We start from the raw sequence: 24,485 nt of genomic DNA, 5'->3' as shown, positions 1-24,485 counted from the left end.
TCACCGGCCGCAAGCGGGCTTACCCGCAGCATCCACAGTGGGACTCCGGCTGCGGTCTGGTGTCGGCCGCTGGCGCGCCCGGATCACTCGAAGAACTTGATGCTGAACCCGGTGTCGGCCGTCGGGCCGGGCACGTTGGCGCGGCGGTAGGTGGTGTTGCCCCACCAGCAGAAGGTGCCCGTGTACCAGTGCCGGTTCGCCCAGGAGTACGCGGTGCCCTTGGGCACGCCGTGGTACATCAGCGGGAACCTCGGCCCGGCCGGCGGGCTCGTGGCGATGTCGCCGTTGAGCAGGACGAAGCTGTGGTGGCCGGGCCCGTTGACGTACAGGGTGGGATCCCAGCCGGCCATCATGGTGGCCCGGTTCGAGCCGAACAGGCAGCCGTTCGACTTGTACCAGTCCCACACGTACGTGGGGTCGCCTCCGGCGCGCAGTCGCAGGTCGGCGAGGCAGTACTGGTCACTCCAGCTGCCGTTGGCGGAGTAGACGATGTGCAGCTGCCCGTTGGGGTCCCTGATCGCCTCGGGGGACTCGTTGATGAACGGGTTACCGACGACGCGCTCCCAGCTCTCGCGTGGCTGGGAGATGACGTACCGGCTGCCGGTCGGGGTGAGCGGGTCACTCATCCGGCTGAGGTAGATGTTCTGCTCGATGTTGGTGTCGCCGGCCCAACCCGACCAGACGAACCACCGCTGACCGTTGAAGGTGAACAGACTGCCGTCGATGGCCCACTTGCCGCCGGGCAGCGCGAGCTGCCGCTCGGCCGTGTAGCCGCTGGCCGGCGATGCCGAGTGGATCGCGTACATGCGGTGGGCGGTGCCGCGCCCGGCCGAGAAATAGATGTAGTAGCGGCCACCATCAGTGACGATCTCCGGGGCCCAGACCTCACCGAGGTTGCGGCTGTCCGTCCACACCTGCCGCGCGGGCGCGGCGGCCAGCGCGTCGGGGGAGGCCGCCTGCCGGACGGCGATCCCGCCGTTGAGCGACTGGACGGAGATGTAGGTGGCACCGACGCGGATCACGCTCGGGTCGGCGGCCCGCAGACTGGTCTGCCCGGCCGCCGCCGGCCCGGCACCGACCAGGGACAGGCCGGTGGCGAGCACGACAGTCAGCAGGATGGAGAGGAGTCGCGGAAGGGTTCGGTTACCGACGTTCACGATCGGGATTCCTCTCCTCGAACCGACGTAATCGATTGTCATAGATTAGTTCACGACTTGACGGGCCACAGCGTTGGTTGCCAGAACCTGAACCGACCGCGGGCACATCGAGGCTGCGGGCCTTCTGATCGGCTCAGCGGCTCGATGCCGTGGTCGGGTGCGGCCGCACCGCCGATTCGAGCAGCGACAACGTCCGCTGCTGCGCATCGAGGGCGACGCGGATGCCGACCGGCATCGGCAGATTCGGGCCGGCGTGTCCGAACTCGACGTTGCCCAGGACCGGGATGTCACGGTTGCCGAGGACGTCGTGGACTATCTCCGGCAGGGTTGGGGACTGGTCGGGCGCCCCGAGTCCGTCGATTGCATGCGGGACTCCCACGACCATGCCGGCGATCCGATCGAGGATGCCGCAGTGCCGCAACACCTGCAGATCGCTCCACACCCACGACGCGTAGCCGCCCATCTCCTCCCAGAAGAGCACCGCGCCGTCGAACCAATCGAGAGGCAGCGCGTACCGCGTCGCCTGCGCCCGCATGATGCGATTGAGCACCCCACCGATCAGCGGGCCCTCGGCGCGACCGGCACGCCAGCACTCCCACGACGGCGTGACCGGCAGCGCGCCGATCGCCTCCGTTCCGCTCAGCAGCGTCACGTAGAGCTTTTCCAGCTCGGCTTGGCGCGCTGCGGGCGCACGCTGCCATGCCCCGCCGAGCCCGGGTGTGGCCATGTCGGCGTGGAACCCGACCAGACCCGTGCGTGCGTAGAGCACCAGATGCAGCAGTGAGATGTCGCTGTAGCCGAGGATCGGCTTGGGATCGGCAACGATCGCGTCAACGTCGATCAGGTCGAGGTAGCCGAGCGCCGTCTGACCGCCGTCATGCGCCACGATGGCGCGCACCTCAGGGTCACGCAGCAAAGCGTTGAACTCTGCGGCGATCTCCGTCGGCGTGCCCGCGCTCCACCAATGGTGACGCCCCGCTTCGAGCAGCGGTGCTCGGCGTACGCGGAATCCCATCCGTTCGAGCACGGCCACCGCCTGATCGAGATCGGGCTCGTAGACGGCTTGCAGCGGCCCAGACAGCGATGCGATGACGATGAGATCTCCGGGCCTCAGAGCACGAGGCCGAAGGAGTTGCGGGAGCGCAGGACCAGGCACCGCCGCAGTGTTCCAACACGGTACGAACCATGCAACGTTGTTCGATCCTTGGCCGCGGGCGCAGGTGCGCTAGCGTGTGGCCCCATGGGATCCGTGGACGTGGCCTTGGCCGTCGTATGCGCCGCCGCCAACCTGGCCATGGCCGCCGTTCTGCTCGTCAAGAGCCGTGGCGGCACGACTGTGCCCCGGATCTTCGGCCGCCCGCAGCACCTTCCACGCCTGCGGGCCGCGATGTACGCCTGCATCGGGCTGGGGTTGGCCGTGGGCTGGCTCGTCAAGGACGTCTTCCCGCCGCACTCCACGGGCGACACGGTGGTGTACAACGTGGTGAGGGTCCTGCTGGTCGCTGGTGTCATCACCGCACTGCTGGGTGCCTTCCGGTACCCGCGGTCCCTCAGTGACAAGGCGGCTCGCTAGGCGTTGGCTCGCTGTGGGCGTCAGCCACTCATCGCTGCGACGAATCGCGTAGAGCGTCGCTCGTCCATTCGGCGAAAGTCGTGAGGGAATACCGAGGGCTCGCGGCGCTGGTGCGGCCGCCCGCCGGTAGCGCTGCCACAGCCCCGCGTACTCCGGGCGGGCCGGCTGCCCGACCACGTTCATCTGTTCGTGGGAGAGGCCGGCCCACGCCGGCATCCCTGCGGCGACCGCCTCCTCCTCGGTCATGTCCGGGTCGATCATGGAGTTGTGGTGCCCGTTTGCAGACGGGTCGCGGCTCTTGTCACCCACCACAAGTCCATGATCGACGGGCGCGGGCGGCTCAGCTGGTGCGGTCGGGTACGGCACAGCCGTCCGGGGTGCACACGTCACCGGTGCCGGCAAGGGTCGGCAGTGGTTGTGGCGTGGGATGGCTCTCGGCCCACGCCTTGGCGATGACCGCGAGCAGGTCGTCGATGCCGATCGCTCCGGGAACGGCGAAGCGGCCGTCGAACACGAGGAAGGGCGCGCCTCGCGCCCCGAGGCGTTCTGCCTCGCGCTGGTCGGTCGCCACCCGGGCCTGGTAGCGGCGGCTGCGCAGGGCCTCAGCGGCGTCGGCGCGGTCCAGGCCCACCTCGGCGGCGAAGTCGAGGACCTCCTCGGCGGTCCACAGCTTGCGGGCCTGCCCGAAGTGCGCGCGGAACATCGCCGTCCAGATCTCGGTGCCGCGGCCCTGGTTGGTCGCGTACGCGAGCAGCTCGTGGGCCAGGTCAGTCGGCCCGAGCGTGCGGTCCACCGCGTGGTAGGGAGTCAGGCCCTCCGCCTCGGCGGCCCGTTCGATGGGCCGCAGGACCCGGTCGACGGTCGTCGCGGGGGCCCCGGTCATCGTGATCAACTCTCGTTGACTGACGCCCTCGCGGGGCAGGTCGGGGTGAAGCTGGAAGGACCGGTGGACCACCTGCACCTGATCGCCGTACGGGAACCGGTCCAGGGCCTGGTGGAGCCGGTGGTCCATCAGCCCGCAGTACGGGCAGACGATGTCCGACCAGAACTCGATCTTCATGGCACTCCTCCTCTATTCTCACTTCTTGTTCGTAACGCCATCATGCATGAGAATTGGAAGGCCACAAAAGGTACATTCATGTTCGTGGCAAGGGGCTGACGGAGAGGTGGCAGGGGATGAGCGCAGGGGATCTTCGGCGCAGGCGCACCAACGTCCGGGCTAACGTCCGGGCGGCTCCGGGGCCCTGTGCGCACTGGAACGACGAGGATGCCGACTTCATTCGCGAGGTCCTGGACCTCGTCGGCGACAAATGGAGTGTGCTGATCATCGGCACGCTCGCCGACGGGCCGGTCCGCTACTCGGATCTGGGTGACGCGATCCCCGGCATCTCGCAGCGCATGCTGACGCTGACCTTGAAGCACCTCCAGCGCACCGGCCTCGTCACCCGGACCTCGTACCCCGAGGTTCCGCCCCGCGTCGAGTACGCCCTCACCGAGCTGGGCAGGTCACTGCTCTCCACCGTCCTGGCCCTGGCCGCCTGGTCGGCCGACCATCATGCCGAGATCCGCCGCCACCAGACGACGTACGACAACGGCAACACGGACTGACGCTGGTCGATCATGGAGTTGTGGCGCCCGTCCGGGGATGAATTGTGGCTTTTGCGGACCACCACAACTCCATGATCGACCGGGCTCGGGGCCTCATTGAGCCGCCCGACGCCGGGTGAGCGCGTCGCGTACGGCGAAGACGACCAGTGCGAGCGGCACGAAGACCCACAGTTGAAGAACGGTGTAGCGGCGAAGGTCCCGGTCGATGTCGACGCCGGTCAGTTCGGCGTCGAGGGCGCCGGGCCTCGTCAGTGCGATCGCGTGGATGGACAGCGGTGCGTAGTTGAGCCCCGCGCCGGTCAACCACAGGCCGATCGCTCGACTGCCGAGGCCGCTCGATGACGCCAGCAGCCAGGTGCCCAACGTCACCATGGCAACGACGCCGACCAGGAACTCGGTCAGGATGATGCGTTGTCGGCGGGCGGTGCCTCGGGTGCCGTGCATGTCGACGGCCGCCAGGCGACGAACGTTCATCGAACGATGATGCCACCGGCGGGCAGATCACCGGGCCTCGCTCGCGCGCCCGCCTGTACGTCAGGGCACGGGTTGGTGGCAGGACGCGGTTCGGCCGGTCTTGAGTTCGCGGTAGCCGAAAGCTCGTCCTAGGCGCAGAGCTGCGCGTGGAGCGTGTCGTAGACCCACTGTTCCCAGCGATCTTGGGTCCAGGCTCGTTCGCGGACGAACAGCAGGTACAACTGCGGGCTCAGTAGGCCGAAGAGCAGGTCGGCAGCGTGCTCGACGGACAGGTCGGCCTTGGCGCCGGGCTTGGCCACGAGGCTGCGCGCCGCGACGGTCTGGACTTCGAGTCGCGGATCGGCGTCCTGCGGCCACATGCTGGCCAGACTCGGATCCTGCGCGCCGGCGGCGCTTAGTACGTCCATGATCGGCGCGACCCGCTGGAGCACCTCGCAGGTGCCTCGCACGTGTGCCCGCAAATGCGCCTCGGCAGTGTCGGTCGCGAGGGCGTCGAGGAACCAGGTCCGCTGCATCGTGGAGATCGGCTCGTCGTCGCCGGCGATGGTGACGTCAACCAGCTCCTTGAGCAGCGAGGGCTTGTTGCCGAAGGCGAAGTAGATGGTCTGTACGGCGACGTCGCCGCGCTCGGCGATGCCTTGCAGCGTCGTGGCTCCGTAGCCCTGAGCGACGAACAGTTCGTAGGCGGCCTGGAGGATCCGTCGCCGGGTCTGCCGGGACTTCTCGCCTTTCTTGCCGGTGCTCTTGACCCGTTGCATACCTGTACCTTAACACTAAAGTTAAGCTCTAGAGAACGACTCTAAAGAAGAGGTGCGGAGATGGCTCTCATCCGGACGACACGATTCACGGCCGACCCCGCTGACGCCGACGCGGTGCTGGAGCGGCGCACGAAGCTCATCGAAGCGATCCGGGCGGCATTCGCCGGTCCGACCGAGACCCGACTGATCCGCGTCGACGAGCGGACCTGGGTGGACATGTGGCGGTGGGACTCGCCCGAGGCCCTGCAAGCGGCCCTCACCGGAGCGCCGAGCCTGCCCGAGGCCGCCGCGGCGTTCGCCGTCGCCCGTGATGTCAGCGCGGAGCAGGGCGAGCTGGTCGACGAGGACGGCTGGACCCGATGACGAACTCCAGCGACCTGGCCGTCGAAGCTACGGGCCTGGTAAAGACGTTCGGCGCGACCCGAGCCGTGGACGGTATCGACCTGAGCATCCCCGCGGGCTCGGTGTACGGGTTTCTCGGTCCCAACGGCGCCGGCAAGACGACCACGATCCGCATGCTGGCCACGCTGTTGCGCCCCGACGCGGGTAGCGCGCGGGTGTTCGGCCACGACGTGGTCAGCCACGCCGCTGCGGTACGTGACCGGATCAGCCTGACCGGCCAGTACGCCTCGCTCGACCATGGGCTCACCGCACGGGAAAACCTCGTCCTCCTCGGTCGGCTGCACGGCCACTCCCGTGCTGGTACGGCAGCCCGGGCCGAGGAGCTGCTGAACGCCTTCTCTCTGACCGAGGTGGCCGACCGTCTGGTCGAGACGTACTCCGGCGGCATTCGGCGCCGGTTGGACATCGCCGCCGGGCTCATCGTGACCCCCGACCTGCTGTTTTTGGACGAGCCCACCACCGGGCTGGACCCGCGCAGCCGCAACGACGTGTGGAACGTGGTCCGGGTCCTCGTCGCCGAGGGCGCCACGGTCCTGTTGACCACCCAGTACCTCGACGAGGCGGACCAACTCGCCGACCGCATCGCCGTCATCGACCACGGCACCCTCATCGCCCAGGGCACCAGCAGCCAACTCAAGGCATCGGTCGGAGGTGGCACCCTGCACGTCCGTCTGGCCGAACCTGACGACTGGGCCGCCGCCGAACGGTTGCTGACCCAGGCGTTGCACGGGCCTGTGGCGCTCGGCTCCGATCCAGCCGCCGTGACCGCACAGGTGCCGGAAAGCGGGCCGGCCGCCGCCGCGGCAGCGGTGCACGCGCTGGCCGAGCTGTCGCGAGCCCGGGTCGAGGTCACCGAATTCACCCTCGGACAGCCCAGTCTGGACGAGGTGTTCCTCGCCCTGACCGGCCGTCCGGTCACTGTGGACGCTGCCCGGAAGGAGAAGACCGCATGACCACGGTCGACAGTGTCACCGGCGCCCGACGGTCCGGGGCGGTGCTCGCCACCCGCCCGCGACCGTCCCGGCCCAGCACCCTGACCGCCAGCCTGGCGTTCACCCGACGCGCTCTGCTGAAGATCAGGCGCACCCCCGTCCAGATCTTCGACATCGCCGTCCACCCGGTCGTGTTCACCCTGATGTTCACGTACCTGTTCGGCGGCGCGGTCGGCGGATCGACCGGCGCGTACGTCGGCTACCTGGTCCCGGGGATCCTCGTGATGACACTGCTGGTGACCACCGGCACCACCGGCGCCGCGCTCAGTATCGACCTCGCCAGCGGCGCGTTCGACCGGTACCGCACGCTGTCGATCCGACCCGCCGCACCACTCATCGGGGCAATGCTCAGCGACACCGTACGGTACGCGCTCGCCTCGGCGGTGGTCGTTGGGCTCGGTCTCGCACTGGGGTTCCGCCCACACGGCAACGTCCTCGGTGTGGTGGCCGCGGTGCTGCTTGTCGTCACCTTCAGCGTCAGCCTGTCCTGGGTGTGGACAACGCTGGCGCTGCTCATGAAGTCACCCGGCGCCGCGCTCGGCGTGACCCAGGCGCTGCTGTACCCGCTGTCGCTGTTCAGCAACATCTTCGTCGACCCGGCCACGCTGCCTGGATGGCTGCAAGCCTTTGTCGATGTCAACCCGGTCACCCACCTGGTGACCGCCGCCCGAGAGCTGATGGCCGGCGGCACACCCGGCCCCCAGCTCGCCTGGATCCTGATCGCCTGCACGGTGCTGACGGCGGTCTTCGCGCCGCTGTCGGTGCGCCTGCTCCGCAGCAGCTGACGACACATCACGGCACCGAGGGGTGCTGGCCGCACCCCTCGGCCGCCGACTCGAAGGAGACAAGATGATCGACACGACAGCCGCTGAGCAGCGCTGGCTGAGCACCCTCTGGCCCTTCGTGCAAGCTCACCTGCCACCGGCACCATCCCATGTGGTGGAGATCGGATGCGGCCCGACCGGCGGCTTCGTCCCGGCCATGCGGGAGCACGGCTATGACGCCGTGGGCGTGGATCCAGCCGCACCGCCCGAGCCTGGCTTCCATCAGACGGAGTTCGAAAACCACGAGGGGACCCGCCCGGCCGACGCGATCGTGGCCTGTGCCTCGCTGCACCACGTCAGTGACCTCGACCGGGCACTCGACCGAGCCGCGGCGGCCCTCGCGCCGGGCGGCGTGCTCATCATCATCGAGTGGTCGTACGAGAAGTTCGACGAGGCAACCGCACGATGGAGCTTCGACCGGTTGCCCGACAACGGCGAGCACGGCTGGCTGCACCACCACCGGGAGCTGTGGCTCGCGTCTGGGCAACCCTGGCATACCTACCTCGATGACTGGGCCGAACGCGAGGGCCTGCACAACGGCCACGCCATCGTCCAAGCGCTCCAGGCCCGGTTTCACACCCGGCTGCTCACCGAGGCCCCCTATCTCTTCCCCGACTTGTACCCCAGTTCGGTAACCCACGAGCGGGCAGCCGCACACCGCGGCGAGATCCAAGCCACCGGCATCCGTTACATCGGAGTCAAGCCGTGACGGTCGTCGCGCCGCCCGCATTCGGCGCGGTGAACTGGGTGACGAGGAAGTCGAGCCGCACGTCCTGGCCCTCTGGGGGGATGCGGCCGGTCTCCGACAGGACGGCCATGCCGTGCAACGCGCTCCAGGTGACCTCGGCGATCAGTTCGCGGCGCTCGTCGTCCGGGTCGAAGCACCTGACGAACTCGTCGAAGCCCGCCCGCAGGGGAGCCGGTGTCTCGGGGCTGGCGAACCTCAGGTCGGTGGGCAGGACGAACATGGCCTGGTAGAGGGCGGGTCGTTCGGTGGCGAAATCCAGGTAGGCGCGGCAGACGGCACGCAGGGCCTGCCCCGGCTCAGGGGTGGCCAGTCTCGCGCGGCGCAGGTGGGCGGCGAGTTCGCCGAAGCCGTCGATGGCGACGGCGCTCACGATCGCTTCCTTGCCGTTGAAGTGGCTGTAGAGCACCGGCTGGCTGTATTCGACGCGTTCGGCCAGGCGTCGCGTCGTCACCGCTTCCCAGCCCTCGGTCTCCGCGAGTTCGCGCGCGGCCGTGACGATCAGTTGGTGACGGTGGGCGCGTTCGCGTTCGCGGCGCTCGTTGATGCCGGACATGACTGCATCCTAGCAACGCTTGACTTCCTGTCGAAGCTAGATCTAGCGTTGCTAGCACAAATAGCGCCGGCAACCTTCGCTGCGGGCGCTGCCGTCAACAGGGGAGACAACCCATGCTCACCACCGTCGCCACCGTGCTCGCCGCACTGATCGGCGCAGGGATCATCGTCATCGGCGCGCGCGTCTTCTGGGCGCCGCAGGCCGCAACCGGCTTCGGCATCCCCGGCACGCCGACCGATGACAGGGCCTTTCAGGCCTGGTTGACCGTCAAGGGCGTGCGCGACATCGCGTCGGGGCTCTTCATCTTCGTCCTGATCATCGGAGCGACGTCAGACCTGTTGGGTTGGTTCATGCTGGCCGCCACCCTCATACCCACCGGCGACGCGCTGATCGTGCTGCGCAGCAAGGGCCCAAAGGCGATCGCGTACGGCGTCCACGCGAGCACCGCCCTGGTGATGCTGGCGATCAGCGTGCTCCTGCTCGTCGGCTGAGCGCGTGCCGGCCGAGCGCTCACAGCTGGGCGATGACCACAGTGGTGGCCTGGGCGATGAGCGCGTCGTCGGGGCTGGCGTCCAACTTGTCGCGGCTGGACAGCACGGCGACGACGGTCGGGGCACGATCGGGCGGCCAGATCACCGCGATGTCGTTGCGGGTGCCGTACCCTCCGGTCCCGGTCTTGTCCCCGACCACCCAGCCGGCGGGCACCCCGGCGCGGACCAGCGCCGCGCCGGTGGTGTTGCCCTTCAGCCAACCGAGCAGCACGTCGCGGTCCGCGGGCGTCAGGGCATCCCCCACTGTGTACGCCCGGAGGTCGCCCGCCAGAGCCCGGGCCGTGCTGGTGTCCCGTCGGTCGCCCGGCGTCGCCTCGTTGAGGGCGGTCTCGTAGCGGGCCGGGTCGGTGACCGTGTCGCCGATCCCGCGCAGCTTCTTCTCGAACCCCTGCGGGCCCCCGAGGTGACGCAGCAGCAGATTCCCGGCCGTGTTGTCGCTGTAGCGCACGGCGGCGTCGGCGAGAGCACGCAGGCTCATGCCCTCGGCGACGTGCTTCTCGGTGATCGGTGCGTGCGACACCAGGTCCTGCGCCGAATAGCGCACCACCCGGTCCAGCTCGGCGTCGGTGGTGCCGTCCAGCACCTCGGCGGCGGCCAACGCCTTCCAGGTCGAGGCGTACGCGAACCGCTCGTCGGGTCGGTGTTCCACAGTGCGGCCGGTGCCCGTGTCGACGGCGTAGACGCCCAGTCGCGCCTGGAACGTCTTCTCCAGCCGCTGGAACTCCTGCTCGGCGGCCGGCGACGGGGAGGCCGTCACCTCGGGGCTGGCCGTCACCTCGGGGCTTGGCGTCGTGCGCGCCTCGGGTGCGTCGCCGGTGCCGCACCCCGCCAGCGACACCACTGTCGACGCCGTCACCACGGCGGCCGTCAGACGTCGAACAGAGATCGTCATCGTCGTTCCTCCTCCTGCGCCGACGGCCCGGGCAGAATCTCGACGTACCCGTCGCTGCCGTGCACCCGGATCCGCTGCCCGTCGCGGATCAGCCGGGTGGCGTCGAGCACGCTCACGACAGCCGGCAGACCATACTCCCGTGCGATCACCGCGCCGTGCGTCATCAACCCGCCGACCTCCGTCACCAGGCCGGCGATGCCGACGAACAGCGGCGTCCAGCTGGGGTCCGTGTGGGTCGTGACGAGGATGTCACCCGCTTCGAGATCAGCCTGAGCCATGTCGAGGATGACGCGGGCACGTCCTTCGACCGTCCCGGCGGACACCGGCACACCGATCAGGGCGCCGGCCGGCACGTCGTCGCGTCGATAGGCACCGGTGATGACCTCGCCGTCCGAGGTCAGCACCCGGGGAGGCGTGAGCGCCTGGTACGACCGGAACGCGTCCCTGCGCTGCCGGATCAGCTCGTCGTCCACCTGGTGCGAGCGCACGACCTCGTGGAACTCCTGGAACGTGAGGTGGAAGACGTCTTCGGTCTCGGTGAGCACGCCGGCCCGCACGAGGCGCTCGGCCTCGCCCAGCAGGGCCTGCTTGTAGACGAAGTAGCGGCTGACGATGCCGTACTTCGGATACTCCCGATAACCGATGAAGGTCCGTACCCGGTCGATCATCCGCTCGGTCTCGTCGGCCTTCTGCTGCCCGTCCGGCAGCGCCCGCAGGCGCGTCAACACCTCCTGCGCCTTCTTCCGCGCCTGCTGCTGCCCCTGCTCGAAGCGCCGCCTGGCGGCGCCCGGCTCGAAGAGCCGAACGTTGTCGAGGATCACGGGCACAAGCGTGCTGGGGCGTTCGCTCCACCGTGGCCTGGTGATGTCGATCTCGCCGACGCAGCGCATGCCGTACCGGTCGAGGTACGCCTCGATGGCGTCGCGCGCCTCGGTCCCGCCCGCGAGTTTCGGCAGCTCGTCGAGGAAGCCGTCGTCCTCGACGCCCCGCAGGAACGCCACCACCTCCGGATGCGGACGGATGACGTCGGCGACGTCGAGCAGCGCCAGGCCCATCTCCGACGTGATGTTGCCGGGAGCCGACAGGGTGAGGGTGTCCGCGGCGTTCTTCTCGCCCAGCCACTCGTACAGCCGGTCGTTGAGCCACCAGGTGGCCTCCATGCCGGCCATGATCGCCTGCATGTTCAGCGGCTCACCCAGGATCCGCTTGTGCTCCTGGAAGGCCTCCAGCAGGAAGTCGAACAGCGCCGTACCGGTCACCGTCGCGATGTCGCGGCGCAGCGCGGCAATGGACGCCTCGCTGCGCTCGATCAGCTCGGTCACGATGGCCGGGTCGGTCTCGATCGGGGCGGACGCGCCGCCGGTCGTCGGCCTGCCGGGACCACCATCGTCCGGGACCGTCGGAATGAAGTCCGGGCGATCGAGCAGCGTCTCCAACGCGTCGCGCATCAGCGGATCGGACTTCCCCGCCATCTCCAGGAAGCCGGCGCGGCTCGCGGGTGAGGCAAGCACCCGGGTGGCGTCGACGAACAACCTCCCGCCGGCCTCCAGCATCGGGGCCATGGCCGTCAACTGCCACATCGAGAGCCCCAGCGGCCTCATCGCGTCGGTCATCATCTGCTGGTGACCGACCGACAGGTAGACGTGGTTCTCCTGGTCAGCGGCCGAGGGAATGGGGAACAACGTGGTGATCGGCCGGCTCTGCACGATCTGGAAGTCGTCGTCGACCAGGCACCATTCGATGTCCTGTGGACGGCCGAAATGCGCCTCGATCCGGCGCCCGAGACGCACCAGCCGCACGACCTGCTCCTCGGTCAGTGCCGGCTGCTCCTGCCGCTGCCTGTCGATCGCCACTTCCCGCGTACCGCCGCCCGCCAGGGCAGCGACGGCACGGTGTTTGGCGGCGACCGCCCCGGTGACGACCTCCCCGTCGCGCACCGTGAAGACGTCCGGGTTCACCAGGCCGGACACCAGGGCCTCGCCGAGCCCGAAGCTGGCGTCCACTGTCGCGACCTTCCGGTTGCCCGAGACCGGATCGGCCGTGAACAGGATTCCGGCCGCATCCGGAAAAACCATCTGCTGTACGACGACAGCCATGTGTACCGCGCGGTGGCCGATGCCGTTCCGCAGGCGGTAGATGACAGCCCGCTCGGTGAACAGCGACGCCCAGCATCGGCTGACGTGCCGCAGGACCGCCTCCGGCCCCACCACGTTCAGGTAGGTGTCCTGCTGGCCCGCGAAGGAAGCCGTGGGAGTGTCCTCTGCCGTCGCGCTGGACCGCACGGCGTAGGCGGCCTCGTCGCCGAACCGGGCGAGCGCGCGGGTGATCGTGGCCGCCAGGTCGGCCGGAATCGCGGTCTCCTCGACGCTCCGGCGGATCTCCGCGCTGAGCGTGCCGATCGCCTCCCGGTCGTCCGGGCCCAGGCGCGACAGCTGGTCGAGCCGGTCGTCGATCGACGGCGCCTCCGCCATGACCCGCCGGAAGGCGGCCGTCGTCACGCAGAACCCGGCCGGCACGCGGACGCCGTCGATCCGCGACAGCCCGCCCAGGTGCGCGGCCTTGCCACCGACGACCCCGACCTGCGTCTCGTCAACCTCCCGAAGATCCAACACCGGTGCGAGGTCACTGCGGTCCCCGTCCATCGACAACACACCCACGTCATGCCCCCCGTCACGTCCTGATGCTGGTCCGGCCGCAGATTCTGCGCCAGGACCGGGGTCTTGCCGCAAGCCCCCAGGTGCGATATACGTTAGAAGTGGCAGGGAGAGCTATCTCCCGGCCTTTGCTTTTTGTCGCCCAGGGCGGTGCGGTGACCCGCCTGGCCGCCGCACACCCCCGTCCGGCCTAGAGTCGCCAGCATGCGGATCCGGATCGACGGCAGCGACCTCCCGGGGCGGCGCGCCGGTGCGGAGGCCGACGCACTGCGGCTGGGCAACGTGCACGTCGGGGTCCAGCGCAAGGCCGAGGTGGTCGAGCTGGTGCCGGCCGACACGCCGACGGCAACCTGGTGTTTCGAGGTGTCCAGCCGCGACATCGACGGGATGCTCGACGTCGGCGGCCCCTGGGTGCACGGGCGGCCCGGGGCGCGGTTCCTGTATCTGAGCTGGGGAGCGGTGACCGAGGACGGCTTCGCGATGTTCCGACGAGCGAAGCTGATGTTCACCGACATCCCGACCGAGCTGCTGCGCGCCGCACACGAGGGCAGCGGGACACTCGTCGGCCAGGTCGGGTTGACCGATGCCGCGGGCGGACCACTGTCCGCGCGCGTCCGACCTCCCGGTGTCGCCTGGATGGTGGAGTGACCCTGTCCTACTGCCGCCGTACCCGTCTGCCGTGGCGCGACCGACGGCGCGGGTCGGTGTCGTCCGCCGACCAGCCAGCGCCGCACTTCGGGTGACCCGCAGGGTGCCCGTCGGCCGCCTTGACCTTGACACAGTGGCAAGGTCTTCAGTGGGGTCCAGGAGGTGGTCCCGATGACCAGGCCGGAAAAGGACACGAACACCACGCGGGCGCTCCAGGCGCTGGAGAACGCCGACCCGTCGGTGCGGCTGCGCGCGGCGCTGGCAGTCGGCACGGCCCCGGACCCACTGTTCGTCGACACCCTCGTCGAGCGGTGCGCGATCGAGCCCGAGTTCTCCGTACGCGAGATGCTCACCTGGGCACTGATTCGTCACCCAACCGCGCTGACCGTACCGAAGCTCACCGACCAACTCCGCTCGGAGCGTGCGCAGGCCCGGAGCCAGGCGTTGCACACGTTGTCCAAGATCGGCGATCGGCGGGCCTGGCCGGCGCTGACACGGGCGCTGCTGACCGACCCGGACGACGAGGTGGCGCGAAGCGCCTGGCGAGCGGCGGTCGTCCTCGTGCCGCAGGGTCACGAGCCCGAGTTGGCCGACGTGTTGGCGACGCAGCTCGGGCGCGGCACGCGGGACACGCGGTTGAGTCTCAGCCGGGCGCTGGTCGCGCTCGGTGGGGTGACCATGCCGATCCTGCGCGCCGCGATGACGGATCTCGACCCGCACGTACGCGAGCACGCGATCGCGACGGAACGGCTGACCCGGGACCCGGATGCCGGTGTCGAGTTCGCGATCGAGGAGGCGAAGCGCGTGGTGGCCCTCGGAGCGATGGGTGAGAAGGGATGATGCGCAGGTGTTGATCGGTGACGTGGCGCGCCGGTCCGGGGTCAGCGCCCGCATGCTCCGGCACTACGACTCGCTCGGCCTGGTCCGGCCGACCGGTCGGAGTGGCGCAGGCTATCGGGAGTACTCCGACGAGGACATCCGGCTGATCTTTCAGGTCGAGAGCCTGCGGTCCCTGGGTCTGTCGTTGCGTGACGTCCGGCGGGCACTCGACGATCCCGGCTTCGCACCCTCCGACCTCGTCGACGACCTGATCCAGCGGACGCGACAGCGCATCGCGGATGAGCTGGACCTGCTCACCCGACTGCGTCGGATCGGTGCCGCCGAACCCGCCGACTGGGAAGACGTCCTCCAGGTCGTCGCGCTCCTACAGGCGCTGGGCTCGCCGAGCGCGGGCAGGCGTCAGCGCGCGGCCCTGTCCTCGGTCGACGGGGCTCCGGTGCCCGTGGAGGCACTCGTCGAGGCGGCGCTCAGCGAGTCCGACCCGAACGTCGCCGGTGCCCTGCGGTGGGCGCTGGCGCAGTCGGGGGACGAGGGCCTGGCGCTGCTCGCGGACGGCCTCCGCTCACCGCAGGCCGACGTACGCGAGCGTGCCGTCCAGACCATCGCCGAGATCCCGCACGACGCGGCGACCGACGTGCTGCGGGACGCCCTTGCGAGCCCCGACGTCGTGGTCCGCAGGTACGCGGCGCTGGCGCTCGGTGCACGGGGGGCGGCGGACGCGGTCCCGACGCTGATCGACATGGTCGTCGAGGAGTCGAAGGACGCCGAAGCGGCCGACGTGTTGGGCGTGCTGGCGACCGATCCCGCGGAGGCGGACCGGATCGCGACCAGCCTCGTCGACCGCCTCGCCCGGGGCACCCTGACCCCGTCCGCGCGTCGGCGGCTGACCGAGGCGCTGGCGGACATCCCGGGTAGCACCGCCGCACGCGCACTGATGGGCCTGTCGCAGGATGACGACCGTGCCGTCGCGCTGACGGCGACATCCATCCTGACGCTCCGCGAGGGGGCCGGGAAGCTCCGCGACGGGACCGGAAGGCGTCGCCACGGGGCTGGGCCGGGCACGATGCCGGACGGCCCCCTCGCCTGAGCGAGAGGGCCGTCCGTCGACAACGGGTGGACGCGCTGGTCAGCCGCCCGCGAACGTCGTGTCGATGCCGCACTTGGCGTTCTGGTTGAGGCAGGACTTCACCAGGTCGGCGAGGCGCTCCGGCTCCCAGGCGTTCATGAAGTCGCCGTGCATGGAGGACGGCTTGCCGGAGGAGAGGCTGAGACCGTCACCGCCCAGCGACTCGTAGTTGACCATGAAGGACAGGTCCGGCACCGCCACCGGGTACTTGCCGGTGCAGACCCCGTTCACCGGGTCGCCCATGTGCGACTTGTGGTCGGGCGAGTCGATGTTCCTGCCGTCCCAGCAGTCCTTGAACACGAGCTGGAAGATCAGGTTGCCGCCCGGGGCGCACCTCGGCCAGTTGCCGTCGGCGCTGCGACCGATCTCGGCGCTGCCCGCGCACCAGAACTGGTTGCTGCCGGCGTTCTTGGGGGTGTCCACCTGCCGCTTGGCGTCACCCTCGACCACCACCAGGCCCGGCGGGAAGGGCTTGACCGTCGAGGGGTCCTTGACCCGCGAGCCGTAGTAGACGCGCATGCTCTTGATCGGGACCGGCTTGCCGTCCTTGCGCAGCTCCGGGGTCCAGTAGGCGCTCTTGTCTCCCGGGGCGTTGCAGGTGTTCGCCGCCGCGAACAGCTTGTCCGTCGTGGTGAAGGCGTCGACCTTCGGGCCGAAGAAGGTGTGCATGTGCGAGGCGCCCGACAGGCCGGGCAGGACGATCGGGTCGTCCGCGGCGGAGTTCGCGACACCGCAGTCGGTGTGGAACTCCGGCACCCGGGTGGTGCCCGGCGGCACCGCCTTGGGCTTGAGCGCATTGAACGCGGTCAGCTCCTTGTTCCACTTGGCCTGGTCGACCGGCACCCAACCGCCGGCCGGTGCGGTCGGCGGCACCGACGAGGAGGGTGACGCCGACGGGGTGGCACTCGGCGCGGACGAGGCGGTGGGCGTCGGCGAGGCGCTGGCCGACGCGCTCGGCGACGTGCCCGCCGGGGGACCGAACGTCAACCAGTTCAGGTTCACGAAGTCCGACGGCGAGGTGCTCTTCATGACGGCGAAGACGGTCTGCGCGCCGGTCGGCACACCGGACGCCTTCGCCGTGACGGTCTTCCACTGCTGCCACCCGCCGGTCTGCGCGATCGGGAAGCTGGCCAGCAGCTGGCCGTCCTGCGCGCCGAGGTGCAGCTCGACGGTGCCGCCGGTGGCGTTGTGCGAGGAAACCCGGGCCGCCAGGTCGACGCCGGTGATCGACACATTGTCGTACCGCAGCCAGTCGCCGTTGGCCAACCAGCCGACGTTCCGGCCGCCGCCGGTGTCGCCGGTGCCCTCGGTCTGCGCGCCGGAGTGCGCCGCGAAGGCCTCCGCCTGGACCCGGCCGGGCACGTCGACCTCTTCGGCCTGGGCGCCGGCGATGTAGATGCCACTCGCGCCGAGCGCGGCGACGACCGCGGAGGCGAGCGTGATGCGAGTGAGGCGACGACGCTTCAGCGCCCGGTCCTGCGGTGCGACGTGCGCGGGGGGAGTCCGCATTACCAGTGTTGTCCTTTGAGTCGGTGATAACGCTCTTTACGAAAGGAAGTATGGGCGTGCCGGGAGCTGGCAACAACTTGCGGATGAAGAATTAAGAAGGGTGGTTGGTAAGTTTCCTGGTCGCCGCCGTCTCCGCGCTGGATAACAGTTTTTAAGCCGTACAGTCTTAAGTCTTCTTTAAGTGCTCGAAGTGGTGCGCTGGCCGCCGTCCGTGCAGGTCAGCGGTGTGTGGTCGGATCTCCGGTGGCATCATCGGGCACGTCTCCCCGGGGATTCGGCGATTACATCTTTTGGAGACAAATCTTGGTCCAATTTTTGGATCAGCCGCCGGTGCGGCTGGTGGGGAGCCTCGGTGTTCCACGAGTCGATCGGTCCACTGGCTGATGATGTCGCAGACGATTCAGCTCCGAAGGCACCGCCTGACACGCCGCCAACCGGTCCGTCGCGCATCGGCGGTCAGCCGTCGTCGCCCTGACCGGTGCGTCGGTCGCTTCACGCGTGACAGCCGTGGCGTCACCTGCCGCGGGTGTTCGGATGACAAGTGGCTCACCGCACGCTAATATCGATCAGCCCGAATGGGACGGACTTGTCCGTATGCGGCGGAACTGAGGTGCGATGATCGCGGCCGGCGCTTACGAACCCCGTTTCCCTGAGCGGTACCGCCCCGCGGTGGGCATCATCGGCGCCGGCGGGATCGTCCGCGAGGCGCACCTTCCCACCTACTTGAAGTACGACGTACCCATCGCGGGAATCTTCGATCCATCGGGCGATGCGGTCCGGCGAACGCTCGAGCGGTTTGGTCCGCTGCGCGTCTACTCCTCGACGGAGGAACTCATCTCGGATCCGGCTGTGGAGTTCGTGGATGTCGCCACGCAGCCGGAGGACCGTCCGCAGGCGGTGATCTCGGCCTTGCGGTCGGGCAAGCACGTGCTCGCGCAGAAGCCTTTTTCCCGCACGGTCGCGGAGTTGCAGGCTGTACTGGACGTCGCTACCAGCGGTCCAGCCGTCGTCGCCGTCAATCAGAACGCTCGGTGGGCACCTCCGTGGCGGGCCACGACGTTGCTGATCGAACGAGGTGTCATTGGTGACGTGCGCTCGATTACTCACCTGCAGAACACCAACTTCCATCGGATCGTCGGCACCGTGTTCGACCGCGATCCACACTTCACGATCTTCGACTTCTCGATGCACTGGTTCGACATCACGCGGTGCTGGATGGAAAACACGCCCATCCAGCACGTGCGAGCGTCGACGTTTCGGACACCTGGCCAACCTGACGGCGGTACGGCATGGGGGATGTGGGCGGAGATCGCCTACCAGAACGGCGTCTGCGCCATGATCCGAGGCGTCGGCGGTGCGGAGCCCCCGAATACCACCCACCCGTTCTGGGTTCACGGCTCCCTCGGGACGATCCGCGGTTCGGTCCGGGGACAGGAGCATCTCGTCCTGGAACTGGGCGACGAGTCGCACCGGGTGCCGCTCGTGGGCGGGTGGTATTACGACGGTTTCGCAGGCGCCCTGGGTGAACTGCTCAGCGCGATAGTGGAGCGCCGCGAGCCACACCACTCCCTGCGACACAACCTGCTCAGTCTGCAGATGACCCTGGCGGCGTGTCAGTCCGCCGACCGGGATGGCGCGCCAGTACCCGTCCCGCCCGACTTCGGGCTGTAGCACAGCGGAGGAGTCGTATGAGGATTGGTCTCTTCGCCAACGACGATGTCGGCGTCAAAGCCCTGGAGCTGACGCTCGCCTGTGAAGAGGTCGACGTGCTGCTGATCGCGGTGCCAGAGTTGGGGCGCGACGAGACCAACGCGCAGCTCCAGGCCATGGCCGGCGACCGACCTTTCGCCACGATCGGCAGAAGGCTGGAGCCCGACTTCGTCCGTCAACTGCAGACGCTCGGCCTCGACCACATTGTCCTGGCGTGGTGGCCCTACGTCGTGGATCCCGAGGTTTTCTCCCTGCCCGCCCAGGGCTGTCTCAACTTTCACCCGGGCTACCTCCCTTATGGAAAGGGCATGAATTCCAACTTCTGGGCTGTGCGTGACGACGAGCCGTTCGGGGTGACGATCCACTTTGTCGACGAGAGGCTCGACGGCGGCGACATCATCTGCCAGAGGCGGATCGCCGTCGGCTGGGAGGACACCGGCCAGACTCTGCTGGCCAAGGCGAAGCGTGAACTGGCAGACCTCTACCTGAGCCTCCTACCCGACATCGCGCGAGGGCAGCTTTCGCGCAGCCCGCAGGCCAGCACCGGCAGTTCCCATCGGCGCCTGGAACTGGAGGCCGCCTCGGAACTCGACCTCGACGCGCCGACAACCGCCCGCAGCCTGCTGAACCTGCTGCGGGCCCGCATGTTCACTCCGTCACGGCTGGCGACCACGCCGCCGGGCGCGTCGACTTTTCGCGACAACGGCGAGACGTACGAGGTGAGTGTGAGCATCCGTCGCGTGGAGCGCGACGACTAGACGATCCCAGACCCGGAAGGCGTAGGACCATGGGCGACGTATCAGGGCTGTTCGCGCTCAGCAACCAGTTCAACACCGCCGCCGACGCAGGGATCGGCCCCGTCAGGGAGGTGCAGATCCGGGAACGTCTCTTCCTTGACCTACTGTTCACCGAGGAGATCTACGTTCCGGCGACCTCGCTGTTGTGTAATCCCGCGACCAAAGGTCTCCTTCTGTCGCCCGGCGCCGCGCGCATCGCGTCCCGCCGCATCGTTCCCGTCCTCACCAGCGACACGTCGACGTTCGCTGAGCTGGCCGACAAGTTGCAGGGGATTCAGTCCGCCGCGATCTCGACCGGCGGGCAGTCGGTCCTGGAGATCCGACGAGCAGCAGCGGAACTGGACCTGCTCTACGACCGGCACGCGACAGTCGGCGTCGACGCCGGCCTCGTCGACGCTGCGAAAAACGAGATCAGTGAGCACCTGATCGAAGATCTGCAGAGCATCGTCAAACTGCCCGCACATTTTCACGGCGCGATAATCGATTCCGCTGCCCGGCAGCTGGACAGCACCGGGACCATACCGGGGACGTGGTGGAACGGCATACCGCGGCAGATGCCGCAGCTCAAGCTGTTTGGCACCCGAATAGCCGAACTCGGCACTATCGTCTTCGACTTCGCCTATGCGCGTACCTTGGCGTCGCCCTTGTTGGGTCATGCGTACGGTCACGATCTGACCCAGATCGGTAGGACCATCACGCCTATCGGAGCCACCTGCCGGCTCGAAACGACGCTGGCGCCGTTGGAGTCGCGGGAGATCCAGGCGAATGCGCTTTCCCTGGACACCCGTCAGTCGATCACGGCGGCGAACTTTGAGCGCCTGCTGGTCGCGGCAGAGCAGGAGCGCTTGAGATATTTCGACGCCATGCGCCGCTTCCGCGCGAATTCAACCAGCAGCACCCTGGGCGAAGCGAAGGAGCGTCTCGAGGAATACATTGTCAGCCTTTCGCGACACGTCGACTCAGGAGAGTTCGGCCGGTTCGCCTCCCGACACCGTTCGTTGCGCCACCGGAGGTCACAGGTCGTGGTCCTGCGGCGGGCGAACACGGTGCTCTACGCGCTCGCCGTCGCCGGCGCCTGGAACGACGTTGTCCGGGACCTCCTCACCGAGACACCCTTCGGCCTGGTGATTGTCGCCGGCATCGCGACCACGGGCGCTGCCATCGGACACAAGGGCAACGAGTTGGCCGATCGACTGGAGGGCCGGAACCTGACCGAGTCGGCCGAATTGGCGAAAGCGCGTCCCGCGACGCTCCACGTCATTCCACCCGAGGCATAGTGCCCACAGTTGGGAGAGCGATGAGCAAGCTCGCAATACATGGCGGCCACCCCGTCCGGGCCCGCCCCTACCCCAGGTGGCCGGTGTACGGGGCGGACGACGTCAGCGCGCTGGAACAGGTCCTGGCCGGCGACGCATGGGGCGGACACCCAGTTCCGCGCCCTGCGGCGACGAGATTCACCACCGACTTCGCGCGATACCAGGGCGCACGGCACGGTGTCCTCACTAGCAGTGGGACAGCCGGCCTGGAGATCGCGCTGCGTGCCCTCGGAATCGGCGAAGGCGACGAGGTGATCGTCCCATGTCTCAGCTTCATGGCCACGGCCGCGGCAGTGATCAGTGCCGGTGCGAAACCCGTCTTCGTCGACGTCGAGGCGGCAACGTCCGCCATGGACCCCGATCACGTCGCAGCCGCTGTCACCTCCCGGACCCGAGCGATCATGCCGGTCCATCTCGCGCAACACATGGCGGACATGGACCGGCTCACGGCGATCGCTCGCAAGGCGGGAGTGGCAATCGTGGAGGACGCCGCCCAAGCCCACGGTCAGAGGTGGCGCGAGGTGGGCGCGGGCTGTTTCGGGGAGTTCGGGGTCTTCAGTCACCAGGACTCGAAGGGTATGGCGGCCGGCGAGGGTGGCAGCATCCTGACCTCGGACGAGAACCTGGCACGAGCGGTCGAATCCATAGTGGACTGTGGCCGCGCCAAGGGTGGTGGCCCGCCGCTGCGTGGGGGAAACCACCGGATGACCGAACTGCAGGCCGCACTTCTGAACGTTGCGCTCACTCGCTTTCCGGCGCAACGGGAGATGCGAGCGGCGGCCGCCGCACAACTGTATTCCGCCTGCCAGGTCCAAGGTGTCACCATCCACCCGGCGGATCCGCGCCTGACGCGCCTGAGCTTCTCGCGTTTCTCCCTCACCATCGAGCCGCAGGAGTTCGCGGGCGCCGACGGTCTGACCGTCCGCCGGGCGCTGGAAGCGGAGGGAATCCCCTGCTGGGCGCCGTACCCGTCGCTCCGACACTACGACCTCTTCGAGCCCTGGCTGGATCTTCTTCGACAGAGATGCGGTGCGGACGCCGTGCCGTTCGGGTTCGACACAGGCGACGCACTGTGGGCTCGCCAGATCTATCTGCGGGAGAACGTCTTCCGTGACGGCACGGATGGCATAGCCGACCTCGTCGAGGCGTTGGCGAAGGTTCACGACGCCGCCAGCGCGTTGGGCGACCAGCCCTAGACGGCGCAGGTGGGTCACGCTGGTGGGTCGGTGATCAGCTCGACCGAGATGACCGGCGACAGCGTGCGGAGGAAGTCGGGCGCGTCGAAGATCTCGCCGGCGGAGGCGACACCGCTCGTCCTCGTCTGACCGGCGAGGATGCGGCGGACCGCCTCGACGGCCAGGGGTGCGCTGACCGCGTAGATGTCCCGCCCGGTGGCGACGACACGTCGTCGCGTGTCGCCGCGCCGCACCACGACGTCGACGGTGAACGTCTGCGCGGAGCGGCCCGACTCGTCGGTCGCGACCGGTGCCTGCGCGGCGGCCAGGTCGGTGGCGGCGTCGGCGGCCATGTAGGTGCGGACCTCGGGGATGGCCAGGTGGCTCGGGACGGTGACGACGTCGGCCATGGTGAATTCACCGAGCACCCGCCGCCGGCCCAGCGGCGGGGGAAAGTCCCACGCCAGGCTCGGCAGGTCGTGCTCGTCGACGTGGTACTCCAACCGGCCGCCGGTGTAGCGGACCCGGCGACCGTCACGGCGCTCGCGGGAGACGGCGCCGGCGGCGACCGTACCGGCCGTCGGGTGCCAGCTGCTCAGTCCGTACGCGACGTGCGCCTCGTCGGCCGACGTCCAGTCGCCCATCGCCGTGGTGACCAGCAGGTCGCCGAGCCCGCCGAAGAACGCCATCGCCGGGACGACCGTGACGCCAGCCGCACGGGCGGGCTCGCTGAAGTGCGCGAACGTGTCGACGTTGGCCTCGATCTCGGCCGCCACGTCCACGTACGGGATCCCGGCGCGCAGCGCGGCCTCGATCACCGGCGCGGCGGTCGAGGCGAATGGGCCGGCGCAGTTGATGACCGCGTCCGCGCCGATCAGTGCCTGGTCGAGCGAGGCCGGATCGTCGACCGACGCCACCCGGTAGGCGAGCCCCGACGCCGCCAGTCTGCTCTCGTCGCGGCCGAGCAGCAGCGGCACGAACCCGCGTTCGCGCAACTCCGTCACCACGAACCGTCCGGTGTGCCCGTACGCCCCGAACACCGCCACACGCTGACCCATTGCTGCCCCCTGAGAAGATCGACTGGGTACAGCCTCCAGCAGCGGCCGATGACCGACCAGTGTCGGGAACGCCATTACCCGTACAGTTTCGGACATGACCTCTGTCGCGATCGCCGCCACCGACGGGATGCTGCACTTCGAGGTGGGCATGGCCTGCGAGGTCTTCGCCCGCGACCCCACCGGCCAGGCGGACCCGTGGTACGAGGTGGTGGTCTGCGGCCCCGGCCCGGTCCGGGTCGGACGGTTCCAGATGGAGCCCGACGACGGGCTGGACCGACTCGCCCGCGCCGACACCGTGATCATCCCTGCGGTGGAGGACGTCGACGTGGACGTGCCGCCCGACCTGCTCGACGCGGTGCGCGCCGCCCACGCGGCGGGCGCCCGAATGGTCTCGCTGTGCACCGGCGCGTTCGTGCTGGCCGCCGCCGGGGTGCTCGACGGGCTGCGCGCCACCACGCACTGGGCCCACACCGAGGCGCTGGCCGCCCGCTACCCCCGGGTGCGGGTCGACCCGGACGTGCTCTACGTCGACAACGGCACCGTGCTCGCCTCCGCCGGCAAGGCCGCCGCGATCGACCTGTGCCTGCACCTGATCCGCCGCGATCACGGCTCGACGGTCGCCAACGCCGTCGCCCGCCGCCTGGTCGTTCCTCCGCACCGCGCCGGCGGCCAGGCCCAGTACGTCACCACCCCGGTGCCCGCCCGCGACGACCACCCGCTCGCCGCCCTGTTCCCCTGGGTGCTGCAACGGCTGGACCGACCGCTGACCGTCGAGGACCTGGCCCGGCAGGCGAACATGAGCTCGCGCAACCTGGCTCGGCACTTCCGGGCGGTCACCGGCACCACCCCGCTGCTGTGGCTGTCGACGCAGCGGATCCGCCGCGCCCAGGAGCTGCTGGAGAACACCGACGACAGCATCGACGTCATCGCCGAGGCGGCCGGCCTGGGCACCGCCACGACACTGCGGCGGCACTTCCACCGCACCGTCGGCGTGCCGCCGGACGCGTACCGGCGCACCTTCCGGGCCACCGGGCCCGCCGGGGGATGAGCCCTGACCGGGGTACGCGCGGAGGGGCGTCGCTCGTCGGCGTCGGGCAGAATGCCAAGTTCCTGCTCTGCC

General features: G+C 69.1%; 25 protein-coding genes. 15 read left to right on the top strand and 10 right to left on the bottom strand.

From position 1 onward, the window contains the following. Positions 1 to 83: 83 nt before the first annotated feature. Together KBX34_RS21815 and KBX34_RS21810 are read right to left on the bottom strand one after the other, a co-directional pair. Complete coding sequence (locus KBX34_RS21815; protein WP_307871464.1) at positions 84 to 1,157, bottom strand: glycoside hydrolase family 43 protein; 1,074 nt, start codon at positions 1,155 to 1,157, stop codon at positions 84 to 86. Between the two features lie 133 nt (positions 1,158 to 1,290). Further along, on the bottom strand, positions 1,291 to 2,313 hold the full coding sequence (locus KBX34_RS21810) for an LD-carboxypeptidase (protein WP_210926614.1): 1,023 nt from the start codon (positions 2,311 to 2,313) through the stop codon (positions 1,291 to 1,293). Between the two features lie 84 nt (positions 2,314 to 2,397). On the opposite strand from KBX34_RS21810, the gene KBX34_RS21805 reads away from it, so the two are divergent. Next, positions 2,398 to 2,730: a hypothetical protein gene (locus tag KBX34_RS21805; protein ID WP_210926612.1), complete on the top strand. Its 333-nt coding sequence runs from the start codon at positions 2,398 to 2,400 to the stop codon at positions 2,728 to 2,730. Positions 2,731 to 3,070: 340 nt separating this feature from the next. Here KBX34_RS21805 and KBX34_RS21800 read toward each other — a convergent pair whose 3' ends face one another. Next, positions 3,071 to 3,790 carry a DsbA family protein gene (locus tag KBX34_RS21800; protein ID WP_210926611.1) on the bottom strand — a complete coding sequence of 240 codons (720 nt, stop codon included), beginning with the start codon at positions 3,788 to 3,790 and terminating at the stop codon, positions 3,071 to 3,073. Positions 3,791 to 3,906: 116 nt separating this feature from the next. On the opposite strand from KBX34_RS21800, the gene KBX34_RS21795 reads away from it, so the two are divergent. Continuing rightward, positions 3,907 to 4,338 (top strand): helix-turn-helix domain-containing protein, encoded by a 432-nt coding sequence (locus KBX34_RS21795; RefSeq protein ID WP_141909248.1) that lies wholly within the window; start codon positions 3,907 to 3,909, stop codon positions 4,336 to 4,338. A 93-nt stretch (positions 4,339 to 4,431) separates the two neighbouring features. Here KBX34_RS21795 and KBX34_RS21790 read toward each other — a convergent pair whose 3' ends face one another. Together KBX34_RS21790 and KBX34_RS21785 are read right to left on the bottom strand one after the other, a co-directional pair. Then, on the bottom strand, positions 4,432 to 4,812 hold the full coding sequence (locus tag KBX34_RS21790) for a hypothetical protein (protein ID WP_210926609.1): 381 nt from the start codon (positions 4,810 to 4,812) through the stop codon (positions 4,432 to 4,434). Positions 4,813 to 4,940: 128 nt separating this feature from the next. After that, positions 4,941 to 5,570 carry a TetR/AcrR family transcriptional regulator gene (locus tag KBX34_RS21785; protein ID WP_141909250.1) on the bottom strand — a complete coding sequence of 210 codons (630 nt, stop codon included), beginning with the start codon at positions 5,568 to 5,570 and terminating at the stop codon, positions 4,941 to 4,943. A gap of 60 nt (positions 5,571 to 5,630) precedes the next feature. On the opposite strand from KBX34_RS21785, the gene KBX34_RS21780 reads away from it, so the two are divergent. From KBX34_RS21780 to KBX34_RS21765, 4 genes are all read left to right on the top strand, one after another. Next, a complete protein-coding gene (locus KBX34_RS21780) occupies positions 5,631 to 5,933 on the top strand; it encodes an antibiotic biosynthesis monooxygenase (protein WP_141909251.1) in 303 nt (100 codons plus the stop codon). Then, positions 5,930 to 6,925 carry an ATP-binding cassette domain-containing protein gene (locus KBX34_RS21775; RefSeq protein ID WP_210926607.1) on the top strand — a complete coding sequence of 332 codons (996 nt, stop codon included), beginning with the start codon at positions 5,930 to 5,932 and terminating at the stop codon, positions 6,923 to 6,925. Before KBX34_RS21780 ends, KBX34_RS21775 begins: the two co-directional genes overlap by 4 nt. Next, positions 6,922 to 7,749, top strand: a complete 828-nt coding sequence (locus KBX34_RS21770; protein ID WP_141909253.1) for an ABC transporter permease — start codon at positions 6,922 to 6,924, stop codon at positions 7,747 to 7,749. The genes KBX34_RS21775 and KBX34_RS21770 overlap by 4 nt, the downstream gene beginning before the upstream one ends. 64 nt (positions 7,750 to 7,813) lie before the next feature. Next, positions 7,814 to 8,497, top strand: coding sequence for a bifunctional 2-polyprenyl-6-hydroxyphenol methylase/3-demethylubiquinol 3-O-methyltransferase UbiG (locus KBX34_RS21765; RefSeq protein ID WP_141909254.1), 684 nt, complete (start codon positions 7,814 to 7,816; stop codon positions 8,495 to 8,497). Here the strand turns inward: KBX34_RS21765 and KBX34_RS21760 are convergent. Further along, entirely contained in the window at positions 8,487 to 9,089 is a 603-nt protein-coding gene (locus tag KBX34_RS21760; protein WP_210926605.1) for a TetR/AcrR family transcriptional regulator, read from the bottom strand. The two genes, KBX34_RS21765 and KBX34_RS21760, sit on opposite strands and share 11 nt — an antisense overlap. 113 nt (positions 9,090 to 9,202) lie before the next feature. Here KBX34_RS21760 and KBX34_RS21755 point away from each other — a divergent pair, with 113 nt between their 5' ends. Further along, a complete protein-coding gene (locus KBX34_RS21755; protein ID WP_210926603.1) occupies positions 9,203 to 9,580 on the top strand; it encodes a DUF4267 domain-containing protein in 378 nt (125 codons plus the stop codon). 19 nt (positions 9,581 to 9,599) lie between these two features. Here KBX34_RS21755 and bla read toward each other — a convergent pair whose 3' ends face one another. Together bla and rph are read right to left on the bottom strand one after the other, a co-directional pair. Then, a complete protein-coding gene (bla, locus tag KBX34_RS21750) occupies positions 9,600 to 10,532 on the bottom strand; it encodes a class A beta-lactamase (RefSeq protein ID WP_210926601.1) in 933 nt (310 codons plus the stop codon). Then, the gene (gene rph / locus KBX34_RS21745; protein ID WP_210926600.1) at positions 10,529 to 13,174 is read right to left on the bottom strand and encodes a rifamycin-inactivating phosphotransferase; all 2,646 of its coding nucleotides are present in this window, start codon (positions 13,172 to 13,174) and stop codon (positions 10,529 to 10,531) included. Before rph ends, bla begins: the two co-directional genes overlap by 4 nt. A 216-nt stretch (positions 13,175 to 13,390) precedes the next feature. On the opposite strand from rph, the gene KBX34_RS21740 reads away from it, so the two are divergent. The 3 genes from KBX34_RS21740 (at position 13,391) to KBX34_RS21730 (ending at position 15,761) form a co-directional block, all read left to right on the top strand. Next, positions 13,391 to 13,834, top strand: coding sequence for a DUF5990 family protein (locus KBX34_RS21740; RefSeq protein WP_210926599.1), 444 nt, complete (start codon positions 13,391 to 13,393; stop codon positions 13,832 to 13,834). Between the two features lie 171 nt (positions 13,835 to 14,005). Continuing rightward, a complete protein-coding gene (locus KBX34_RS21735) occupies positions 14,006 to 14,674 on the top strand; it encodes a HEAT repeat domain-containing protein (RefSeq protein ID WP_210926598.1) in 669 nt (222 codons plus the stop codon). A 7-nt stretch (positions 14,675 to 14,681) separates the two neighbouring features. Beyond that, the gene (locus KBX34_RS21730; protein WP_210926638.1) at positions 14,682 to 15,761 is read left to right on the top strand and encodes a HEAT repeat domain-containing protein; all 1,080 of its coding nucleotides are present in this window, start codon (positions 14,682 to 14,684) and stop codon (positions 15,759 to 15,761) included. Between the two features lie 39 nt (positions 15,762 to 15,800). On the opposite strand, the gene KBX34_RS21725 is transcribed toward KBX34_RS21730, so the two are convergent. Further along, positions 15,801 to 17,309 (bottom strand): DUF1996 domain-containing protein, encoded by a 1,509-nt coding sequence (locus KBX34_RS21725; protein WP_210926597.1) that lies wholly within the window; start codon positions 17,307 to 17,309, stop codon positions 15,801 to 15,803. Between the two features lie 669 nt (positions 17,310 to 17,978). Between KBX34_RS21725 and KBX34_RS21720 the strand changes: the two genes are divergently transcribed. From KBX34_RS21720 to KBX34_RS21705, 4 genes are all read left to right on the top strand, one after another. After that, complete coding sequence (locus tag KBX34_RS21720) at positions 17,979 to 18,980, top strand: Gfo/Idh/MocA family protein (RefSeq protein ID WP_210926596.1); 1,002 nt, start codon at positions 17,979 to 17,981, stop codon at positions 18,978 to 18,980. A gap of 17 nt (positions 18,981 to 18,997) precedes the next feature. Beyond that, a complete protein-coding gene (locus tag KBX34_RS21715) occupies positions 18,998 to 19,777 on the top strand; it encodes a formyltransferase family protein (RefSeq protein WP_210926595.1) in 780 nt (259 codons plus the stop codon). 29 nt (positions 19,778 to 19,806) lie between these two features. Further along, positions 19,807 to 21,093, top strand: a complete 1,287-nt coding sequence (locus KBX34_RS21710) for a hypothetical protein (protein WP_210926593.1) — start codon at positions 19,807 to 19,809, stop codon at positions 21,091 to 21,093. An 83-nt stretch (positions 21,094 to 21,176) separates the two neighbouring features. Next, positions 21,177 to 22,328 (top strand): DegT/DnrJ/EryC1/StrS aminotransferase family protein, encoded by a 1,152-nt coding sequence (locus KBX34_RS21705; RefSeq protein ID WP_210926591.1) that lies wholly within the window; start codon positions 21,177 to 21,179, stop codon positions 22,326 to 22,328. A 14-nt stretch (positions 22,329 to 22,342) separates the two neighbouring features. On the opposite strand, the gene KBX34_RS21700 is transcribed toward KBX34_RS21705, so the two are convergent. Next, positions 22,343 to 23,365 (bottom strand): trans-acting enoyl reductase family protein, encoded by a 1,023-nt coding sequence (locus KBX34_RS21700; protein WP_210926589.1) that lies wholly within the window; start codon positions 23,363 to 23,365, stop codon positions 22,343 to 22,345. 94 nt (positions 23,366 to 23,459) lie between these two features. On the opposite strand from KBX34_RS21700, the gene KBX34_RS21695 reads away from it, so the two are divergent. Next, positions 23,460 to 24,413 (top strand): helix-turn-helix domain-containing protein, encoded by a 954-nt coding sequence (locus tag KBX34_RS21695; RefSeq protein WP_210926588.1) that lies wholly within the window; start codon positions 23,460 to 23,462, stop codon positions 24,411 to 24,413. The last annotated feature ends 72 nt before the right edge of the window (positions 24,414 to 24,485 follow it).

This window comes from Micromonospora sp. M61, assembly GCF_018070245.1.
Classification (GTDB): Bacteria; Actinomycetota; Actinomycetes; order Mycobacteriales; family Micromonosporaceae; genus Micromonospora; species Micromonospora zamorensis.
The sequence above is the reverse complement of the archived record's forward strand: the minus strand, read 5'-3'. Positions and strand labels throughout refer to the sequence as shown.